General features: G+C 61.6%; 14 protein-coding genes. 4 read left to right on the forward strand and 10 right to left on the reverse strand.

Annotation, left to right across the window (positions count from 1 at the left end; all coding sequences use genetic code 11):
* Positions 1–62: 62 nt before the first annotated feature.
* The 9 genes from EFQ99_RS02450 to EFQ99_RS02490 form a co-directional block, all read right to left on the reverse strand.
* Positions 63–1,580 (reverse strand): mechanosensitive ion channel family protein, encoded by a 1,518-nt coding sequence (locus EFQ99_RS02450; protein ID WP_126919067.1) that lies wholly within the window; start codon positions 1,578–1,580, stop codon positions 63–65.
* 14 nt (positions 1,581–1,594) lie between these two features.
* Positions 1,595–2,731, reverse strand: a complete 1,137-nt coding sequence (locus EFQ99_RS02455; RefSeq protein WP_126919068.1) for an ABC transporter permease — start codon at positions 2,729–2,731, stop codon at positions 1,595–1,597.
* Positions 2,728–3,936: an ABC transporter permease gene (locus EFQ99_RS02460; protein WP_126919069.1), complete on the reverse strand. Its 1,209-nt coding sequence runs from the start codon at positions 3,934–3,936 to the stop codon at positions 2,728–2,730. Before EFQ99_RS02460 ends, EFQ99_RS02455 begins: the two co-directional genes overlap by 4 nt.
* 1 nt (position 3,937) lies before the next feature.
* Positions 3,938–4,918 carry an HlyD family secretion protein gene (locus EFQ99_RS02465; RefSeq protein WP_126919070.1) on the reverse strand — a complete coding sequence of 327 codons (981 nt, stop codon included), beginning with the start codon at positions 4,916–4,918 and terminating at the stop codon, positions 3,938–3,940.
* Between the two features lie 416 nt (positions 4,919–5,334).
* A complete protein-coding gene (locus EFQ99_RS02470) occupies positions 5,335–7,896 on the reverse strand; it encodes a GcvT family protein (RefSeq protein ID WP_126919071.1) in 2,562 nt (853 codons plus the stop codon).
* A gap of 227 nt (positions 7,897–8,123) precedes the next feature.
* The gene (locus EFQ99_RS36270; protein ID WP_164736327.1) at positions 8,124–8,243 is read right to left on the reverse strand and encodes a hypothetical protein; all 120 of its coding nucleotides are present in this window, start codon (positions 8,241–8,243) and stop codon (positions 8,124–8,126) included.
* Between the two features lie 78 nt (positions 8,244–8,321).
* Entirely contained in the window at positions 8,322–8,561 is a 240-nt protein-coding gene (locus EFQ99_RS02480) for a hypothetical protein (protein WP_126919072.1), read from the reverse strand.
* Positions 8,562–8,570: 9 nt separating this feature from the next.
* Positions 8,571–8,831, reverse strand: coding sequence for a hypothetical protein (locus EFQ99_RS02485; RefSeq protein ID WP_126919073.1), 261 nt, complete (start codon positions 8,829–8,831; stop codon positions 8,571–8,573).
* Positions 8,832–8,834: 3 nt separating this feature from the next.
* The gene (locus tag EFQ99_RS02490; protein WP_126919577.1) at positions 8,835–9,155 is read right to left on the reverse strand and encodes a helix-turn-helix domain-containing protein; all 321 of its coding nucleotides are present in this window, start codon (positions 9,153–9,155) and stop codon (positions 8,835–8,837) included.
* 234 nt (positions 9,156–9,389) lie between these two features.
* On the opposite strand from EFQ99_RS02490, the gene EFQ99_RS02495 reads away from it, so the two are divergent.
* Positions 9,390–10,451 (forward strand): class I SAM-dependent methyltransferase, encoded by a 1,062-nt coding sequence (locus tag EFQ99_RS02495; protein ID WP_126919074.1) that lies wholly within the window; start codon positions 9,390–9,392, stop codon positions 10,449–10,451.
* 24 nt (positions 10,452–10,475) lie between these two features.
* Here EFQ99_RS02495 and EFQ99_RS02500 read toward each other — a convergent pair whose 3' ends face one another.
* A complete protein-coding gene (locus tag EFQ99_RS02500; protein ID WP_126919075.1) occupies positions 10,476–11,318 on the reverse strand; it encodes an AraC family transcriptional regulator in 843 nt (280 codons plus the stop codon).
* 245 nt (positions 11,319–11,563) lie between these two features.
* Between EFQ99_RS02500 and melA the strand changes: the two genes are divergently transcribed.
* The 3 genes from melA to EFQ99_RS02515 all read left to right on the forward strand — a co-directional run bounded on the left by melA (position 11,564) and on the right by EFQ99_RS02515 (position 16,363).
* On the forward strand, positions 11,564–13,030 hold the full coding sequence (melA, locus tag EFQ99_RS02505) for an alpha-glucosidase/alpha-galactosidase (protein ID WP_126919076.1): 1,467 nt from the start codon (positions 11,564–11,566) through the stop codon (positions 13,028–13,030).
* Positions 13,031–13,151: 121 nt separating this feature from the next.
* Positions 13,152–15,239, forward strand: a complete 2,088-nt coding sequence (locus EFQ99_RS02510) for an ABC transporter substrate-binding protein (protein WP_126919077.1) — start codon at positions 13,152–13,154, stop codon at positions 15,237–15,239.
* Positions 15,240–15,355: 116 nt separating this feature from the next.
* The gene (locus tag EFQ99_RS02515) at positions 15,356–16,363 is read left to right on the forward strand and encodes an ABC transporter permease (RefSeq protein WP_126919078.1); all 1,008 of its coding nucleotides are present in this window, start codon (positions 15,356–15,358) and stop codon (positions 16,361–16,363) included.
* Position 16,364: the final 1 nt, after the last annotated feature.

The following is a 16,364-nucleotide window of genomic DNA, read 5'->3' on the forward strand; positions in this document are numbered from 1 at the left end:
AGCTCGGTCCTATATCTCGAAAGCCGTGGCGGCCTTCTCCTGGACCGAGGCCCAAGAGGCGGTTATTGCGGCACCTGGAAGAGATGGCGGATTCGCATCACCAGCGAAGTCATCGAGCCGCCGTTCAGCGTGTCGCCTTCGGCTGCGAAGGAATGCTGGCCGGCCTCGATGCGGCGCGACAGCGTGGCGGCAAGTTCCTCGGCGATAGCGGGCCTGTCGTGCAGCAGCGGCGTCAGGCTGGCCTGGGCGATTTCGTAGACGACGACAAAGGTGAGTGCGCGCAGGCTCGCCGCTTCGCCAACGCCGATCAGCAGCCCGCTCTCGCCGAAATAATCGCCCGGCGCCAGCCGTCCGAGTTCGATTTCCTTGCGGCCTTCCATCCGTGTCGCGATAAGGGCGCCGCTGCGCACGATCATCAGCGATGCCACCGTATCGCCTTGCTCGATGAGAGTGGCGTCCTTCTTGAAGGTCCGCCGCGTCATCGAGGCGGCCAGTGTTTCCTTCTCGTCCTCGGTCAGCGAGGAAAACAGCGGGATGGCGTCGAGAAGCTTGAGGGTCGTCGGACGGTGCGGCTTCGCCATTTCTTCCGACTGCACCTTGTCGGGCGGGCCGCCGGCATCGATCGGCCGCGCCAGAGTGAGGCCCGCGGCCTTGATATGGCGGTAAACGAGATCGAAAATCTCGTTCTTCGCCGGCCCCGCCTGGCCGATATCCCTCACACGGAAGGAGAGTTCAACTTCCACCGCGTCGGCATTCAACGATTTGACCTGCACCCCGGGCTTCGGTTCGGTCAGGATCGAGCCGCTGCTTAGCAGCACGGTGCGCATGACGTCGACGACCGCCGACGGCCCGGTCGTCGGCACGACGCGGACCGTCAGCGTCACGCCGTGGCTGCGGTCGGGGCTGCTGAGATTGGTCAGTCCCACCTTGGCAAGGAAGCTATTGGGCAGGATGACGAGGTCGTTCGTGCCGTTCAGGAGATGCGTGGAGCGCCAGTTGGTTTCGACGACGCGTCCTTCGACACCGTCGTTGAGGACGATCCAGTCGCCGATCGTATAGGGCCGGCCAAGATTGAGGGCGATGCCGGAAAAGACGTCGTTCAGCGTACTCTGCAGCGCCAGGCCGAGGATAATGGCGAAGACGCCGGAGGTGGCGATCAGCGTGCCGACGGGAAAGCTGAAGACATAGGCGACCACCGAAAGGATCGCGCCGAGATAGATCAGGCCGATGACCAGATCCTGGACGAGGCGGCCTTCCCGCGGCTGGCGTTCGAAGATCAGGAAGACGCGGACGAAGCCGATCAGTGCCCAGGCGGCGTTGATCCACCAGACTACCTTGGCAAGGGCGATGAAGACGCGTTCGAAGGTCGAAGCCGGCGCTGGGCCGACTTCGTAGGGCACGATGTCGTGATAGAGGAGCAGAACGGTCAGCGCTGCGAAGAAGAACACCTGGCCGGCGAGCCGCCAGCTCGGGAAGGGGCGAAGCGCTATGCGCGTAACGATTGCCCCGACCACGGCCAATGTTCCGGCCTGGACAACAGGATCGGCAAGCACCCCGGACCATGTGAGTTCGTCAAGCATCGAAATTCTCATTTCTAGCGATCATTTCGCCGTATCCTGGCTTCCAATCCGACCGCGAGGCAACCGTAGAATAGAGCCAGTGCCCAGAGCGTCAGAAACGAAGTGCGGACGTCGCTCAGCGGCGCCCCGAGCTGCGATACGGATACGATGCCGTTGATGGCGGAGCTGCTGGGAACCAGGAGAGCCAGATAATGCAGCGCTTTCGGCATTGCCTCGGTCGGCCAGGAAAAGCCCGCGAGAAACAGGAAGGGGATGCCGATGGCCGCGAATATCAGCTGGACGGTGAGGGGGTTGCGGAACAATGCCGCGACGACCATGCCGAGCGCGCTGACCGAGAGCACGAATGGCAGCGAGACGGCGAAAAGGATGAGGGGGTTCCCCAGTCTCGGAATGTCGTAAAGATAAGGCAGCACGATCAGATAGAAGGGCAGCACCACCGCTTCCATGATGAGGTAGGCGAGCAACTTGCCGAGTACGGTTGCGAGAGCGCCTGCCGAAAAACCCGAGAGACTGTCGTTTCGCAGCGTTCCGAGCAGGCCGACGCCAATCAGAAGCATCTGCTGCAGAAGAAGCACGAAGGCGGCAGGCAGGAGATAAGTGGCGTAGCCCCCCTGAGGGTTGAAGAGCGGCACCGTCGTCAGCGGCATCGGATCGGAGGCGGCGATGGCGATGGCGGGATCGACATGAGCGGCGATCAGCCGGGCGGTCTCGATCTCGACGCCGAAGGTCTTGGCGACGGCCGAAACGCCGCCGGAAATGCGCGAATAGATCAGGAAATAGCTGGCATCGGCATAGAGCGCTACGGGCGATTGCCGCCCATGCAAGAGATCGCGCTCGAAATATTTCGGGATGACGAGAATGCCGTAGAGTTGGCGGGCGAAGACCTCCCGCTCGGCGCTGGGCTCGTCGGGCAGTTCGGCGCCAATGGCCACATCGGCCGAGGCATCGACGCGGCGGGCGAACTGGCGGCTGCTGTCGGTACCGTCGAGGTCGACGAGAGCAATCGGCACGTCGCGCAGGGCCTCGTTTCTATAGGGCTGGGGATAGAGGGCCGCATAGATGCCGGCCGCCAGAATGAGCACCGAGAATACCGGCCGCAGTGACAGGATGCGCATGAGTTCGATGCGGCAGGCGGCAAGAAGGCCGTTCATCGAGGCGCCTCCCGCAATGCCGATGCCTGGCGCTGGTTCCTCGATCGCATCGCTTCCAGTCGTAGCGCGGTGACGGATGCGAGCAGGACGACGAGGAAGAGCAGCACCAGGATCGGCTTCCACGACAGATCGAGCGGCGTGCCGCGGATCGTCTGGTCGATCCTTGCCATCAGGTACCATGTGCCTGGGATCATCTGGCCGTAATAATAGGCGAAGTCATTCATGCCGATCCTGGGGAAACCGATGCCCATGAAGCCGAAGGCGGGCGCGGCGAGCAGCGTGCCGATGCTGATGGCGCTCGCCATCGGCCGCAGGAACAGCGCCAGCAGCACCCCGATGAACTGGCTTGCCAGGATGAACAGCGTGCCGGCCAGCAGCAGCAGCCAGCGATCGCCGTGCAGCGGCATGTCGAGAAAATCGAAGAGAACCAGATCCGCGATGCCGAGCACGGCGAGAAAGATCAGCGTGTAAGGCAGGATCTTGCCTGCGAGCGCCGGCCATAACCCGCCGCCGAGCCGCCGGAGGATACGCAGCCGGTGGCGGCTCTCGACCTCGAGCCCGAGCGAATAGGCCATCGTGGTGATGATCACCACCTGCAGCACGCTGGGCATCAGGGCGGCAAGGAGGAAGTGGGCATAGTTGAGGGTGGGGTTGAAGAGCGGATGTACCTGGACCGGAACGGGGGCGAGAGCGGCCTGCGCGACATCGACGGGTTCTCCCTGGGCAGTGCGCAACGACAATCTGATGCCGGCGGCCACACTCGGGATTGCGGAGTTTATGCCGCGCAGCACCAGATTGCCCGTCGTCATCGTCTGGGTATTGTAGAAGAACACCACCTCCGGTCGCCGGCCGGACAGCACGTCGCGCTCGAGATTGCGCGGCAGCAGGAGCAGCCCGTGAACCTCGCCGGAGAGGATAAGCTGCCGCCCTTCGGCGAGGTCGCTGACCGCGAGCGCGACCGATGTGTCTTGGGTGGCATCGACCATGCGTATGATCTGGCGCGACAGATTGGTGCCGTCCTGATCGAGCACGGCGATCGGCAGGCGGGTCGCCAGACCCGCGTTGAAAACGGCGGCCAGAAGGCCCATCAACAACAGCGGCAGGACGGTCGTCAGGAACAGCAGAAACGGCCGGCGGCGAAACCAGTGAAACTCCCGTGCGAAGACGAGGAGGAAACCCGGGCGCACGCGCCAGCGCGGCGTCATTTCAACGCTCCGACCAGGCGGCGATGGCGCTCATGCCGGGGCGCAGGCCGTTCATGGGGTTTACGGGGACGGCGCGCACCTCGAATGTCCGGAGATCGAAATCGCCGGTCGCCCGTGTCGCCCGCCAGGTGGCATACTGCCCCTGCGCATTGATCATGGTGACCTTGACTGCGATCCGGTCCGGGCCGATCGCAGGTACGACGACATCGAACCCGTCGCCGATCTTCAGCCCCTTCAACAGGTCTTCGCGCAGGTTGAAGGTGAACCACGGGTTCTGGATGTCGATGATCGAAAAGAGCGGTGCGCCGGCGCTGAAATTCTCGCCGAGCTCTGCCACCCTCGTCGTCACCTGGCCGGAGATCGGCGCGTGGATGGTCAGCTCGGAAACGTTGACCTGCTGCTGATTGAGCGAGGCTCGCGCCTGCTCCACCTGCGCTGCGGCAAGCGCCTTCTCCTCTTTGCTGGAGCCGGCCACGACCAACCGCACATTGGCCTCGGCGGATTCGCGTTTGCGGATCGCCGCTTCGAGATTGCGCGCCGTTTGGTCGACCTGCGCCTGCGTCGAGGCGCCTGTGGTGATCAGCCTTGCCTGGCGCGCAGACTCTTCCTGATAAAGGGTGACATCGGCAGCCGCGGCGGCAAGCTCGGCATTGGCCGCATCGATCGTCTCAGGACGCGTACTGTTGACGCGGATAAGATCGGCCTCGGAAACGGCAAGGGCGGCCTGCGCCATATGCAGCGCGGCGGTCAGCTCCGGGCTTTCGAGCTCGGCGATCACCGTGCTCGCCTCGACACTATCGCCGACATCCACATTGAGCTTGGCGATGCGGCCGGAGACCCGAGGGCTGATGTCGACGCGGTTGGCGGAGACTTCCCCCTGGACGATCAGCGGTGGTGGGCGGGTCGCCAGCCACAGCAGGATACCGAGAGCCGCAAGAACCGCGATGGCAATGACCGGTCGGAGAATTCTTGTCGCTGTCATCGAATATTCCTTGAGAAAATTCCATATCGTCGCGACGTCTGCCCCCGGGGAGGGCGAAGAGCCTGAAAGCAACATTGCCGTTCGCTCGACCGATGTCAAACCGCCACGAGGCAATAGATTGCGCACCGCAGTTTCGGTTGATCGAGGGCGCTTCCGATAGCGGCATGCATGCCGGTCATTTCGAATTCGGTGGGATTGGTGCCGTAAAGGCGGCGGAGAGGATTACGGCGCCGAAGGGCTGCCTGATTGGGCCGAGATCGCGGCGCTGACGCTGGAAACGGCAGGCCGCCAGATCGCCGCACAAAGACCGGCCGGGTCTGTTCCGAGATTTCTCGCCGTTTTCGGCCGAGCGGCTCAGCCTCATGTTTGTGGCGCCGCATGCTTGCGGCGCCACAAGTACTAGATGGCTTGAGCGCTTAGCTGCGCGGCTTCAGATTTTCCGGGTCATAGATCGGCTTGTACCCGACGCTGACAACCTCCACCGGATAAGTCTCGGCAAAGTACTCGACATTGAGCTTGCGTCCGACCTGGCAATGCGACCATGGCAAATAGGCCAAGGCGATGTTCTTGCCGACCGTTGGGCCGTAGGCGATCGAGGTCGTGTAGGACCGACGGCCAAGCTCGTCGATCAGAACCTCTCCCGTGGCGGGATCGACAACCGGCAGGTTGCCGAGGGGATAACGCTTCACGCCCGATTTGTCGGTATTCTCGGTCATCACAAGCGTGCAGAGCATGGCCGGCTGGTGCTCACGCGCCTTGTATTCCAGATGCTTTGCCTTGCCGCGGAAATCGGCTTCCTTGACCTTCGGACGGGCGAGATCGCTTTCGATCAGGTTGTACTGTGTCAGGAGGTCGGCGTTCTGCAGGCGCAGGCTCTTTTCCATGCGGCGCGAGTTTGCATAGGTCTCTACGCCGAAGGCCATCACACCGGTCGCGCGCAGCGCATCCCAGACGGCGAGGCCGTCTTCGTACTTCATGTGCAATTCCCAGCCCTGCTCGCCGACATACGAGATGCGGAAGGCGGTGACGGGCTTGCCGGCGATTTCGATCGGTTTGATCGCCGCAAAAGCGAAGTTTTCCTGATCGAGCCCGGCCGGATCGGCCACGGCCTTTTTCAGCGTGTCGCGTGCGTTCGGACCCCAGATGCCGATCGTCACGAATTTTTCCGAGACGTCGGTGATGGTCACGTCAAGACCGCGGTCCTGGGCGACGCGCCTCATATAGTGCAGGTCGCGCGGGCCGGCATCGGCGCCGTTGACGAGACGGCAACGGTCGGCCATGCGGAAGACGGTGAAGTCGGCACGCACCATGCCTTCGTCGTCGAGGAAGTGGGTGTAGACGCCCTTGCCGATGTTTGCATCGCCGCCGACCTTGGCGGCGCACAGCCATTCCATCAGCTCGACATGGTCAGGACCCTCGATATCGACCATGTGGAAGTGGCTGAGATTGACGATGCCGCAATCCTCGCTCATCGCCAGATGCTCGGCATTCGACACGCGCCAGAAATGGCGGCTGTCCCATTCGTTTTCGCGAACCGGGACGCGGTCGGCATATTTCTCCAGAAGGTGCTCGTTGGCGGCGTAGCCGTGTGCACGCTCCCAGCCGCCAAGTTCCATGAAGTAGCCGCCAAGCTCCTTTTCGCGCTCGTAGAAGGGCGAGCGCTTGGCGTTGCGGCCGGATGCATAGGGTTCGCGGGTGTGAACAGCCGGGAAATAGATCTTCTGGGCGGCTTCGAAGCAGCGGCCCTCGATGAACTCTTCCGTCAACTGATGCGGATAGAAGCGGGCGTAGTCGATGCTGTTGTGATCGATTTCCGTGCGGCCATCGGTCATCCAGTCGGCGATCAGCTTGCCGTAGCCCGGGCCGTCCTTGACCCAGATGGCAACGCAGTACCAGAGACCGCGCACCTTCTGGCTCTCGCCGCAGGATGCGCCGCCGCCGGCGGAAACCTGCAGCAGGCCGTTGAAGGAATGACCCTCGTTATAGCCGAGCTCGCCGAGGATCGGCGTCAGTTCCATGGCGCGCTCGAGCGGCTCGATGATCTGTTCCATCTCGAGGTCACGCTGCGAGGGCGAAAGGCGTGCTTCGTGTTTTTCGAGAATATCGCGCGGGTGGCACATGCGCGGATTGGTGGCTTCGTAATAGCCCCACTCGATCTGACCGCCCTCCGTCGTCGCCGGGTCGCCGGTATCGCGCATATAGGCGGAGTTGCCCTGGTCGCGTAGCAGCGGGAAGCCGATTTCCTTGCCGGTGCCTTCAAACTCGTTATACGGGCCGAAGAAGGTGAGCGGGTGGTCGACCGGCATGACTGGCAGGTCTTCACCGACCATCTCCGCGATCAGGCGCCCCCAGAGGCCGGCACAGACGATGACGTGGTCGGCCATGATAGTGCCGCGATGGGTGACGACGCCCTTGATGCGGCCGCCTTCGACGATCAGCGACTTCGCCGGCGTGTTGCCGAACACCTGCAGCTTGCCTGCCTTTTCGGCGGCGTCGACCAGCTTGCCGGCAACGGTCTGCGAGCGCGGAATGACGAGGCCGGCATCCGGATCGAAAAGGCCGCCCATCACCTGATCTGCCTCGATCAGCGGGAACTTCTCCTTGATCTCGGAAGGGCTGACATAATGGGCGCGCGTGCCGAAAGCGCGTGCCGAGGAAAGCTTGCGCTTGATTTCCTCCATCCAGGCATGGTCGCCGGTACGCGCCACTTCGAGGCCGCCGATGCGGGCGTAGTGGCCCATCTTCTCGTAGAAATCGATCGAATATTGCGTGGTCCAGACGGAGAGATAGTCGTGGCTCGTGGTGTAACAGAAGTCCGAGGCATGGGCTGTCGAGCCGATATCGGTCGGTATGCCCGACTTATCGATGCCGACGATATCGTCCCATCCGCGCTCGACGAGATGATGCGCGATGGAGGCGCCGACGATACCGCCGAGCCCGATGATGACGACCTTTGCCTTTTCGGGAAATGCTGCCACGTGCTGTTCCTTCTGCTTCCGCACGAATTAAACTTACCTTACAGCGCCGCGCGTCTGACAAGACGCGCAAAGGACGCTGTAACACCTTGAATTTCTGCATAATTCCTCAAAGCGATTCCGATTTGAGGAATTATGCAGTAGCCGCGCTCGACCTACGTTTCACGCGTCAGCTGCAGGCGCCATGCCAGCCTCGTAAGGGTGTCACATTTGCCGAAGCTGCGGAACCCTTAAGACCTCTCCGCATGGAAGCTGCAACGGCTATTATGCATAAGGCTCATGACCGTCATTGGTCCTACGCCGTCGAGGACCGGCGTAATTGCGTCAGCCCGGATCGAACGGTCAGGCAAGACTGACGACGACCGGATAGGCGAGCCCCTGCATCTGGCCTATCGTCACGCGCGCGCCCCGGGATTCGCGCCCCGGGATTACGGCGCTGAAATCGCCCTGAGCCGATCGATGTCCGCGAGCACGATGTCTTCCGAAACAGGCTCGCGATTGTGCAGGCGGAACCATTCGGCCGCTTCGCGCACGCGGTCTCCGTGAGGCGATGGATAGGCGCCCAGTCCGAGGACCCATTCCCGCACGGTTTCGCGCTCCATCCGCCCGGCCCGGTATCGGTCGCAGACGGTTTTCGCCGAGGCGACGAGATCATTGATGCTTTTCACAAATATCCCTCAATGCACGGAAGGTTCTTCGTCTTCCAAAAAGGATCGAATGCCGTCCCTTGCCACGACAGCCAGGAATTCATCAAAGGCATCCCGGTCAGTCGCGAAGGGCTCTTCCCATTGGATCAGATCCTCCGACTGCGTGACGACTTCCATCGTCCAATCCTCATTGCTGCCGGAGGCTCGAAAAATATCGACGAGCACGGTAATCCCGTCCTCGGTGAATTCGCCCGCCAGTTCGGAATGCTCAAACTTCTGCTTCTTTGCCATTATTCAGCCGCCAGCGCCGGGAGGGGCGTCGTTTTTCAAATATTCTTCGTATTGAACCGTCTCGGTTTCATCAGTGTCTATAGAAGCCGATTCCGATTTTGCCAAGCGAACGCCGGCACCGCCGCCGTTCTCCGGAATGAACAGCACGCCCGCATCCTCCAAGCTCTGCTTTATATTCTGCAGGGCTCGTTCAGCCGGGAAAAAACTCCCGGCCTCAAAATCGGCAATCGTCGCCTCGGCAATTTTGGAGGCCGAAGACAGGTCATCGCGAGACCACCCGATAAGGGCACGTGCGGCCCGGCACTGAGCTGGAGATAGACACAAAATAACACCTGAACTGATAGCGTGACCCTTGTTTCGGGTTCGCGATATAAAGATGTAATCTCGGGTGCAGAAAGCAAGCGCATGTCTTGCCGTCCCGGAAATATGGCCTGTTGTCCGCCATTCGATTCTTTCGACCTTTGATAGTCTACCCTCATTGGGCGATAGGGAGGTTGATTGACTGAATATCATTAAAGCCTAATTTAAGGCCCCTTTATCACGCGCCGGGAGGTAACAATGCGTGAGCCAGATATGCAGAAACTCGATGCGCTTGTCGGTCGTCTTGTTGGTGACGTCGGCGCCGCCATGTCAGGTGCCTTGGTCGTGCTTGGCGACAAGGTGGGACTGTTCAAGGCGATGGCCGACGGGACACCCTTGAGCGTCGAGCAACTTGCCGCGAAAACCGGGGTGAAGGAGCGTTATCTCAGGGAATGGCTCAGCGCCCAGGCGGCGGCGGACTATGTCACCTACAACGAGAAAACCGATCGTTTCAGCCTGACGCCGGAACAGGCGATGGTATTCGCCGAGGAAAACAGCCCCGCCTTCTTCGTCGGCGCTTTCGAGGTCGTCCAATCCATGTGGATGGACGAGCCGAAGATTGCCGAAGCCTTCCGCACCGGCACGGGTCTCGGCTGGCACGAGCATAGCACCTGTCTCTTCCGGGGAACCGAGCGGTTCTTCCGCCCGGGTTACAACAGCCACCTCGTCAACGAATGGATTCCGGCTCTTGCCGGGATGGACGAGAAGCTCAAGGCGGGCGCCAATGTCGCCGACGTCGGCTGCGGTCACGGCGCATCGACCATCCTGATGGCGCAGGCCTATCCCGCCTCCCACTTTACCGGCTTCGACTATCACGGCCCATCGATCGAAAGAGCCAAGGCAGCCGCGCAAGAGGCTGGTGTGGCGGACCGCGTGACCTTCGAGCAGGGACGGGCGTCCGAATTTCCGGGGCGCAGCTACGATATGGTAGCCATGTTCGACTGCCTTCACGACATGGGCGATCCGGTCGGCGCCGGACGGCACGTCAAGGAGACGCTTGCCCCGAACGGCACCTGGCTGATCGTCGAGCCCTTTGCCCATGATCACCTCAAGGACAATCTCAACCCGGTCGGCCGCGTCTATTACGGTGCGTCGACGATGATCTGCACGCCGGCATCGCTCTCCCAGGAAGTGGGGCTCGGGCTCGGCGCGCAGGCGGGAGAAATGAAGCTTCGAAAGGTCGCGCTCGACGCCGGCTTCACGCATTTCCGCCGTGCGACGGAAACGCCGTTCAACATGGTGTTCGAGGTACGGGCGTAAAGAACCCCGCTTCGGGGTGACCCGCTATCTAAGCTTGCCGATGCTGGCATACATGCCGGTCGTGCGGAATTCCGTGGGGTTGGTGCCGTAGACGCGGCGGAAGACCTTGGCGAAATAGTTGGGGTCCTCGAAGCCGCACATGATGGCGACCTCCTTGACCGGCAGGAAGTCCGCCTTGGTCAGCAGCTTGACGGCGCGCTGCAGGCGCTGCTGCAGCACGAATTCGGCGGGCGGCATGCCTTCGCTCTCGGCGAAGCTGCGGGAGAAATGCGCGCGGCTGAGGCCGACGATGCCGGCGAGATCGCTGACCGGCAGCGGCTTGTCGAGATTGGCGTTGATATGGTCGATCACCGGCTGCATCAGGCTGAGTTCGGCGGCAAAGGCCGGCGAGCCGAAGACGTCGTCATAGAGCGCCATCGCCGCCTCATAGGCGATTGCCGAGGCGGCGCCCGGCGACGTCGCGCCTTTGACGAGGCGCAGGCTGCAATCGGCAAGATGGTCGATGGTCGAGGGCTGCAGTTTCAAGACCGGGCCGGCTGTGGAAAGCACCAGCTTGTGGATGCGCAGCGTCTCCTCGCCGTTCATCGAGATCCAGAAATATTCCCAGCGGTCGCCCTTCTCCAGCCAGTAGCGGTGATTGTGCGGAACGAGCACCAGCAGCGTGTCGCCACCCTGGAGGCGATAGTTGCGGTTCTGGTAGCGCAGCCGGCCGCTGCCGCTGATCGTGTGCTGCAGCACGGTGAAGGGGGTCTGGCCGCGCCGGCGGCCGTCCCAATCATAGGTTTCGTTCTCGCGCACTTCATAGCCGGTACTGGTCGGCATGGCGTGCAATGGCTGGCGGCCGCGGGGCAATGATACCGTCCTCATCGACTGTCCGTTAGAGATCAAATCATGCAGCACAAAATTACCCCTGAAAGCATAATCCTTCTCTGGTGGCTCCGCCGATTTCGGGCATAATCCCGCTCGACAAGAAGGAAGAGACCACGGCCGACGCGAACGGTCGGGAGGAAAACAGGCAGTTTTAGGGCTTTTTCAACCACATGCGCCGGCATGCGGCCGGATCCTCCGTAGCCATCTTTTCTGTAGCATTCGATTGGGTCGAGGTGAAGATCATGAGTTTCAAAATCGCTATCATTGGTGCGGGCAGCGTCGGGTTCACCAAGAAGCTGTTTACCGACATATTGTGCGTTCCCGAGTTTCGCGACGTCGAATTCGCGCTGACCGATCTCAGCGAACACAATCTCGAAATGATCAAGGCGATCCTCGATCGTGTCGTCGAGGCGAACGGGCTGCCGACGAAAGTGACGGCGACGACCGACCGGCGCAAGGCGCTGGCAGGTGCACGCTATATCATCAGCTGCGTCCGGGTCGGCGGCCTCGAAGCCTATGCGGATGATATCCGCATCCCCTTGAAATACGGCATTGACCAGTGCGTTGGCGATACGATCTGCGCCGGCGGCATCCTTTATGGCCAACGCAACATCCCCGTTATCCTCGACTTCTGCAAGGATATAAGAGAGGTCGCCGAGCCCGGCGCGAAGTTCCTGAACTATGCCAACCCGATGGCGATGAACACCTGGGCGGCGATCGAATACGGCAAGGTCGATACTGTCGGCCTCTGCCACGGCGTCCAGCACGGCGCCGAACAGATCGCCGAGGTCCTCGGTGCGAAGTCTCACAGCGAGCTCGACTATATTTGCTCCGGCATCAACCACCAGACCTGGTTCATCGACCTGCGTCTCAATGGCCGCAAGATCGGCAAGGACGAACTGGTTGCCGCCTTCGAGGCGCATCCCGTCTTTTCGCAGCAGGAGAAGCTGCGCATCGACGTGCTGAAGCGGTTCGGCGTCTATTCGACGGAAAGCAACGGCCATCTCTCGGAATACCTGCCCTGGTACCGCAAGCGGCCGGACGAGATTACCCGCTGGATCGACATGTCCGACTGGATCCACGGCGAGACCGGCGGCTATCTCCGCTACTCCACCGAAACGCGCAACTGGTTCGAGACGGAATTTCCGCAATTCCTGGAATCCGCCGCCAAGCCGATCGATCCTGCCAAGCGTTCGAACGAACATGCCAGCCATATCCTGGAAGCACTGGAGACGAACCGGGTCTATCGCGGCCATTTCAACGTCAAGAACAATGGCGTCATCACCAACCTGCCTTCCGACGCGATCATCGAATCGCCGGGCTTCGTCGACCGCTTCGGCATCAACATGGTCTCGGGCGTCACCCTGCCGGAAGCCTGTGCGGCCACCTGCACAGCATCGATCAATGTCCAGCGCATGTCGGTGCATGCGGCGATCTCAGGCGACATCGATCTTCTGAAGCTCGCCGTGCTGCACGATCCGCTGGTCGGCGCCGTATCGACGCCGGAAGAGGTCTGGCAGATGGTCGACGAGATGGTTGTTGCCCAGGCCCGCTGGCTGCCGCAATATGCAGATGCCGTCCCGGCCGCCAAGGAGCGGCTGTCGAAATCGAAGGTGCAGACCCGCGACTGGGCGGGCGCTGCACGGCGCAACGTCCGATCGATCGAGGAATTGCGCGCCGAAAAGGCGGCTGTGAAACAGGCCGTCTGAGTTTTGTGAAGGATGGGTCGTCATGGTTTTCCGGGAGGGAAGTCCATGACACCAGGCCCGCTTTCACGTCGTGCGAGGAAAAGGAGCCGCGTGACCGCGCTCCGGAACAGAGGGAGAAACGATGATGAATTTCCGCAAAACTGGCATTCTTGCCGGACTGGCGCTCGGCGTCTCGGTCCTGGCACTGAATGCATACGCTTCCGAAGCGACCGTTCCGCCGGTGCCGGCGGAATTCCCCGCCGAAGGCAAGATCAAATATGTGGCGCGTGACTCCATCCTGGAGTTCAAGGCGCTGCCCGAATATCACGAGCCCGACTGGGTCACGAAGAATTTCGTCGCCGCCGGCAAGCTGCCGCCGGTCAAGGACCGGCTGCCGAAGGAGCCGATGGTCTTCAAGACAGGCAATATGCCTGACGGCATCGGCGTCTACGGCGATACGATGCGCCACGTCATCGGCGGCCGGCCCGAAGGCTGGAACTACGGCGCCGGCCAGACGCAGGGCTGGGGTGGCATCGATATCGGCCTCTCCGAATGCCTGACGCGCACCGCGCCGCTGTTCCAGGTGGAAGCCAAGGACACCGAGCCGCTGCCGAACCTTGCCAAGAGCTGGGATTGGTCTGCGGACGGCCATAAGCTGACCATGCATCTGGTCGAAGGCGCCAAGTGGTCCGACGGCGCGCCGTTCAACGCCGACGACATCATGTTCTACTGGGATGACGAAGTCATCGACCCGAACGTCTCGCCGCTCGGCGGCGGCGCATCGCCGGAAGCCTTCGGCGCCGGCACAACGCTGAAGAAGATCGACGACTACACGGTCGAATGGACCTTCAAGGAGGCCTTCCCGAAGCAATATCTCTACACGATGTCCTACCCGAACTTCTGCCCGGGTCCATCGCATATCCTGAAGCCACAGCATCCGAAATATTCGAAGAACACCTACGACCAGTTCAAGAACGCCTTCCCGCCGGAATTCATGAACATGCCTGTTATGGGCGCCTGGGTGCCTGTGGAATATCGCTCCGACGACATCATCGTCATGCGGCGCAATCCTTACTACTGGAAGGTCGACGAGAAGGGCAACCAGCTGCCTTATCTCAACGAGCTGCACTACAAGCTCTCGACTTGGGCCGACCGCGACGTTCAGGCTGTTGCGGGTTCTGCCGACATCTCGAACCTCGAGCAGCCGGAAAACTTCGTTGCGTCGCTGAAGCGTGCCGCCGAGAAGACGGCGCCCGCCCGCCTTGCTTTCGGTCCGCGCCTCATCGGCTATAACTTGCGCATGAACTTCTCCGCCAATGGCTGGGGCAACCCGGACGAGCGCGGTCAGGCGATCCGCGAGCTGAACCGCAACGAGGACTTCCGCAAGGCCGTCACCATGGCGCTCGATCGCAAGGCGATCGGCGACTCGCTGGTCAAGGGACCGTTTACCGCGATCTATGCGGGCGGGCTCTCCTCGGGCACCAGCTTCTACGACCGCAACTCGACTGTCTACTATCCCTTTGATCTCGCCGGCGCCAAGGCGGAACTCGCCAAAGCCGGCCTCAAGGATACGGATGGCGACGGCATCGTGAACTTCCCGGCCGGCACGCTTGGCGGCAAGAATGTCGAAATCGTCATGCTGATCACCAATCAGTACACGACCGACAAGAGCCTTGCCGAAGGTGTCGTCGCCCAGATGGAAAAGCTCGGTCTGAAGATCGTCATCAATGGGCTCGACGGTACGAAGCGTGACGATGCCCATTATTCCGGCCGCTGGGATTGGCTGATCCAGCGCAACACGACGGAACTGTCATCGGTGGTGCAGAATACCGAACAGCTTGCTCCTGTCGGTCCGCGCACCAGCTGGAACCATCGTGCCGGGAAGGATGACAAACTAGATCTGATGCCCTTCGAAACGGAGCTTGTCGACGTGGTCAACAAGTTCACGACGAGCCAGAGCAATGAGGAGCGCGTCAATCTGATGAAGCAGTATCAGAAGATCTCGACGGAGCACGTCAACACCGTCGGTCTGACGGAATATCCGGGAGCGCTGATCATCAACAAGCGGTTCTCGAACGTCCCGCAGGGCACGCCGATCTTCATGTTCAACTGGGCTGAAGATTCCGTGATCCGCGAACGCCTGTGGGTGGCCGCCGACAAGCAGGGCAAATACGAGCTGTTCCCCGAACAGCTGCCCGGTAAGCCCGGCGACAAGGGTCCGATAAACTAAGCTCCTCCCAGCTGAAGTGAGCCTCAGGCCGCGCGTGCCGCGCGCGGCCTGATATGACCAACAAGCCGGCCGCGCTGACAAGGAGCGACTGGCGGTAAGGAGAAGCGAGCCGTCCGATGTTACGATTCCTGCTCGTGCGCATAGCCTCCGCGATCCCCGTTCTCTTCATCCTGAGCGTGGTGACTTTCGCGATCATCCAGGCCCCGCCCGGCGATTACGCCGATTATATAAGATCCCAGCTGATCAACCAGGGCGGTGCGTCCTACGCTCAGGCCGATGCGCAGGCGCAGGCCTACCGGGCCGAACACGGCCTCGATAAGCCGATGGTCGTCCAATACGTCAACTGGATCGGTGGAATCGTGACGCGCGGCGATTTCGGCTACAGCATGTTTTACAACAAGCCGGTCGCCGACGTGGTCGCAGAGCGGCTGCCGCGCACGCTGCTTCTGGCGCTCGTCTGCCATATCTTCGCCTCGGTGCTCGGCATCGGCTTCGGCATCTGGGCGGCGACGCGCCAGTACAGCTGGATCGACAGCACGCTTTCGGCGATTTCCTTCCTCGGCATGACGGTGCCGCGCTTCCTGATGGCGCTAATCATCGTCTATCTCCTAGTCTTCCAGTTCAACGTTTCCGAGATCGGCAGCTTCTTCTCGCCGCAATATGGCGGGGCGCCATGGTCGTGGGCGAAATTCGCAGATCTCGTCCACCATGTCTGGCCTGTTGTGGCGATCGCCACTTTCGGCGGGCTCGCCTACAATATGCGCGTCATGCGCGGCAATCTGCTCGATACTTTGAATGCCCAATATGTCGAGACGGCAAAGGCCAAGGGACTTTCCGGCGGCGCGGTGGTGATGCGCCATGCGGTGCCGAACGCGCTGCATCCGCTTGTCATGTACCAGGGCGTCGTGCTGCCTTACATGCTGACCGGCGAGATCGAAACCGCCATCATCTTCGCACTGCCGACCGTCGGCCCGGCGATCGTCGGCTCGATGGCGGTCGGCGACGTCTATGTCACCGCCACTTTCATGATGGTGCTGTCGGCGACACTGATCGTCGGCAATATCATCGCCGACATGCTGCTGGCCCTGCTCGATCCGCGCGTGCGTCAGTTCGGAGGAGCCTGAA

The sequence above is a fragment of the Rhizobium vallis genome (assembly GCF_003985155.1).
GTDB lineage: Bacteria > Pseudomonadota > Alphaproteobacteria > Rhizobiales > Rhizobiaceae > Rhizobium > Rhizobium vallis.

Coding starts and splice junctions, on each gene's coding strand:
- EFQ99_RS02485 (WP_126919073.1), bottom strand. CDS start 8,831: ATGGCAAAGAAGCAGAAGTTTGAGCATTCCGAACTGGCGGGCGAATTC.
- EFQ99_RS02495 (WP_126919074.1), top strand. CDS start 9,390: ATGCGTGAGCCAGATATGCAGAAACTCGATGCGCTTGTCGGTCGTCTT.
- EFQ99_RS02450 (WP_126919067.1), bottom strand. CDS start 1,580: ATGCTTGACGAACTCACATGGTCCGGGGTGCTTGCCGATCCTGTTGTC.
- EFQ99_RS02515 (WP_126919078.1), top strand. CDS start 15,356: ATGTTACGATTCCTGCTCGTGCGCATAGCCTCCGCGATCCCCGTTCTC.
- EFQ99_RS02465 (WP_126919070.1), bottom strand. CDS start 4,918: ATGACAGCGACAAGAATTCTCCGACCGGTCATTGCCATCGCGGTTCTT.
- EFQ99_RS02500 (WP_126919075.1), bottom strand. CDS start 11,318: ATGAGGACGGTATCATTGCCCCGCGGCCGCCAGCCATTGCACGCCATG.
- EFQ99_RS02510 (WP_126919077.1), top strand. CDS start 13,152: ATGATGAATTTCCGCAAAACTGGCATTCTTGCCGGACTGGCGCTCGGC.
- EFQ99_RS02455 (WP_126919068.1), bottom strand. CDS start 2,731: ATGAACGGCCTTCTTGCCGCCTGCCGCATCGAACTCATGCGCATCCTG.
- EFQ99_RS02460 (WP_126919069.1), bottom strand. CDS start 3,936: ATGACGCCGCGCTGGCGCGTGCGCCCGGGTTTCCTCCTCGTCTTCGCA.
- melA (WP_126919076.1), top strand. CDS start 11,564: ATGAGTTTCAAAATCGCTATCATTGGTGCGGGCAGCGTCGGGTTCACC.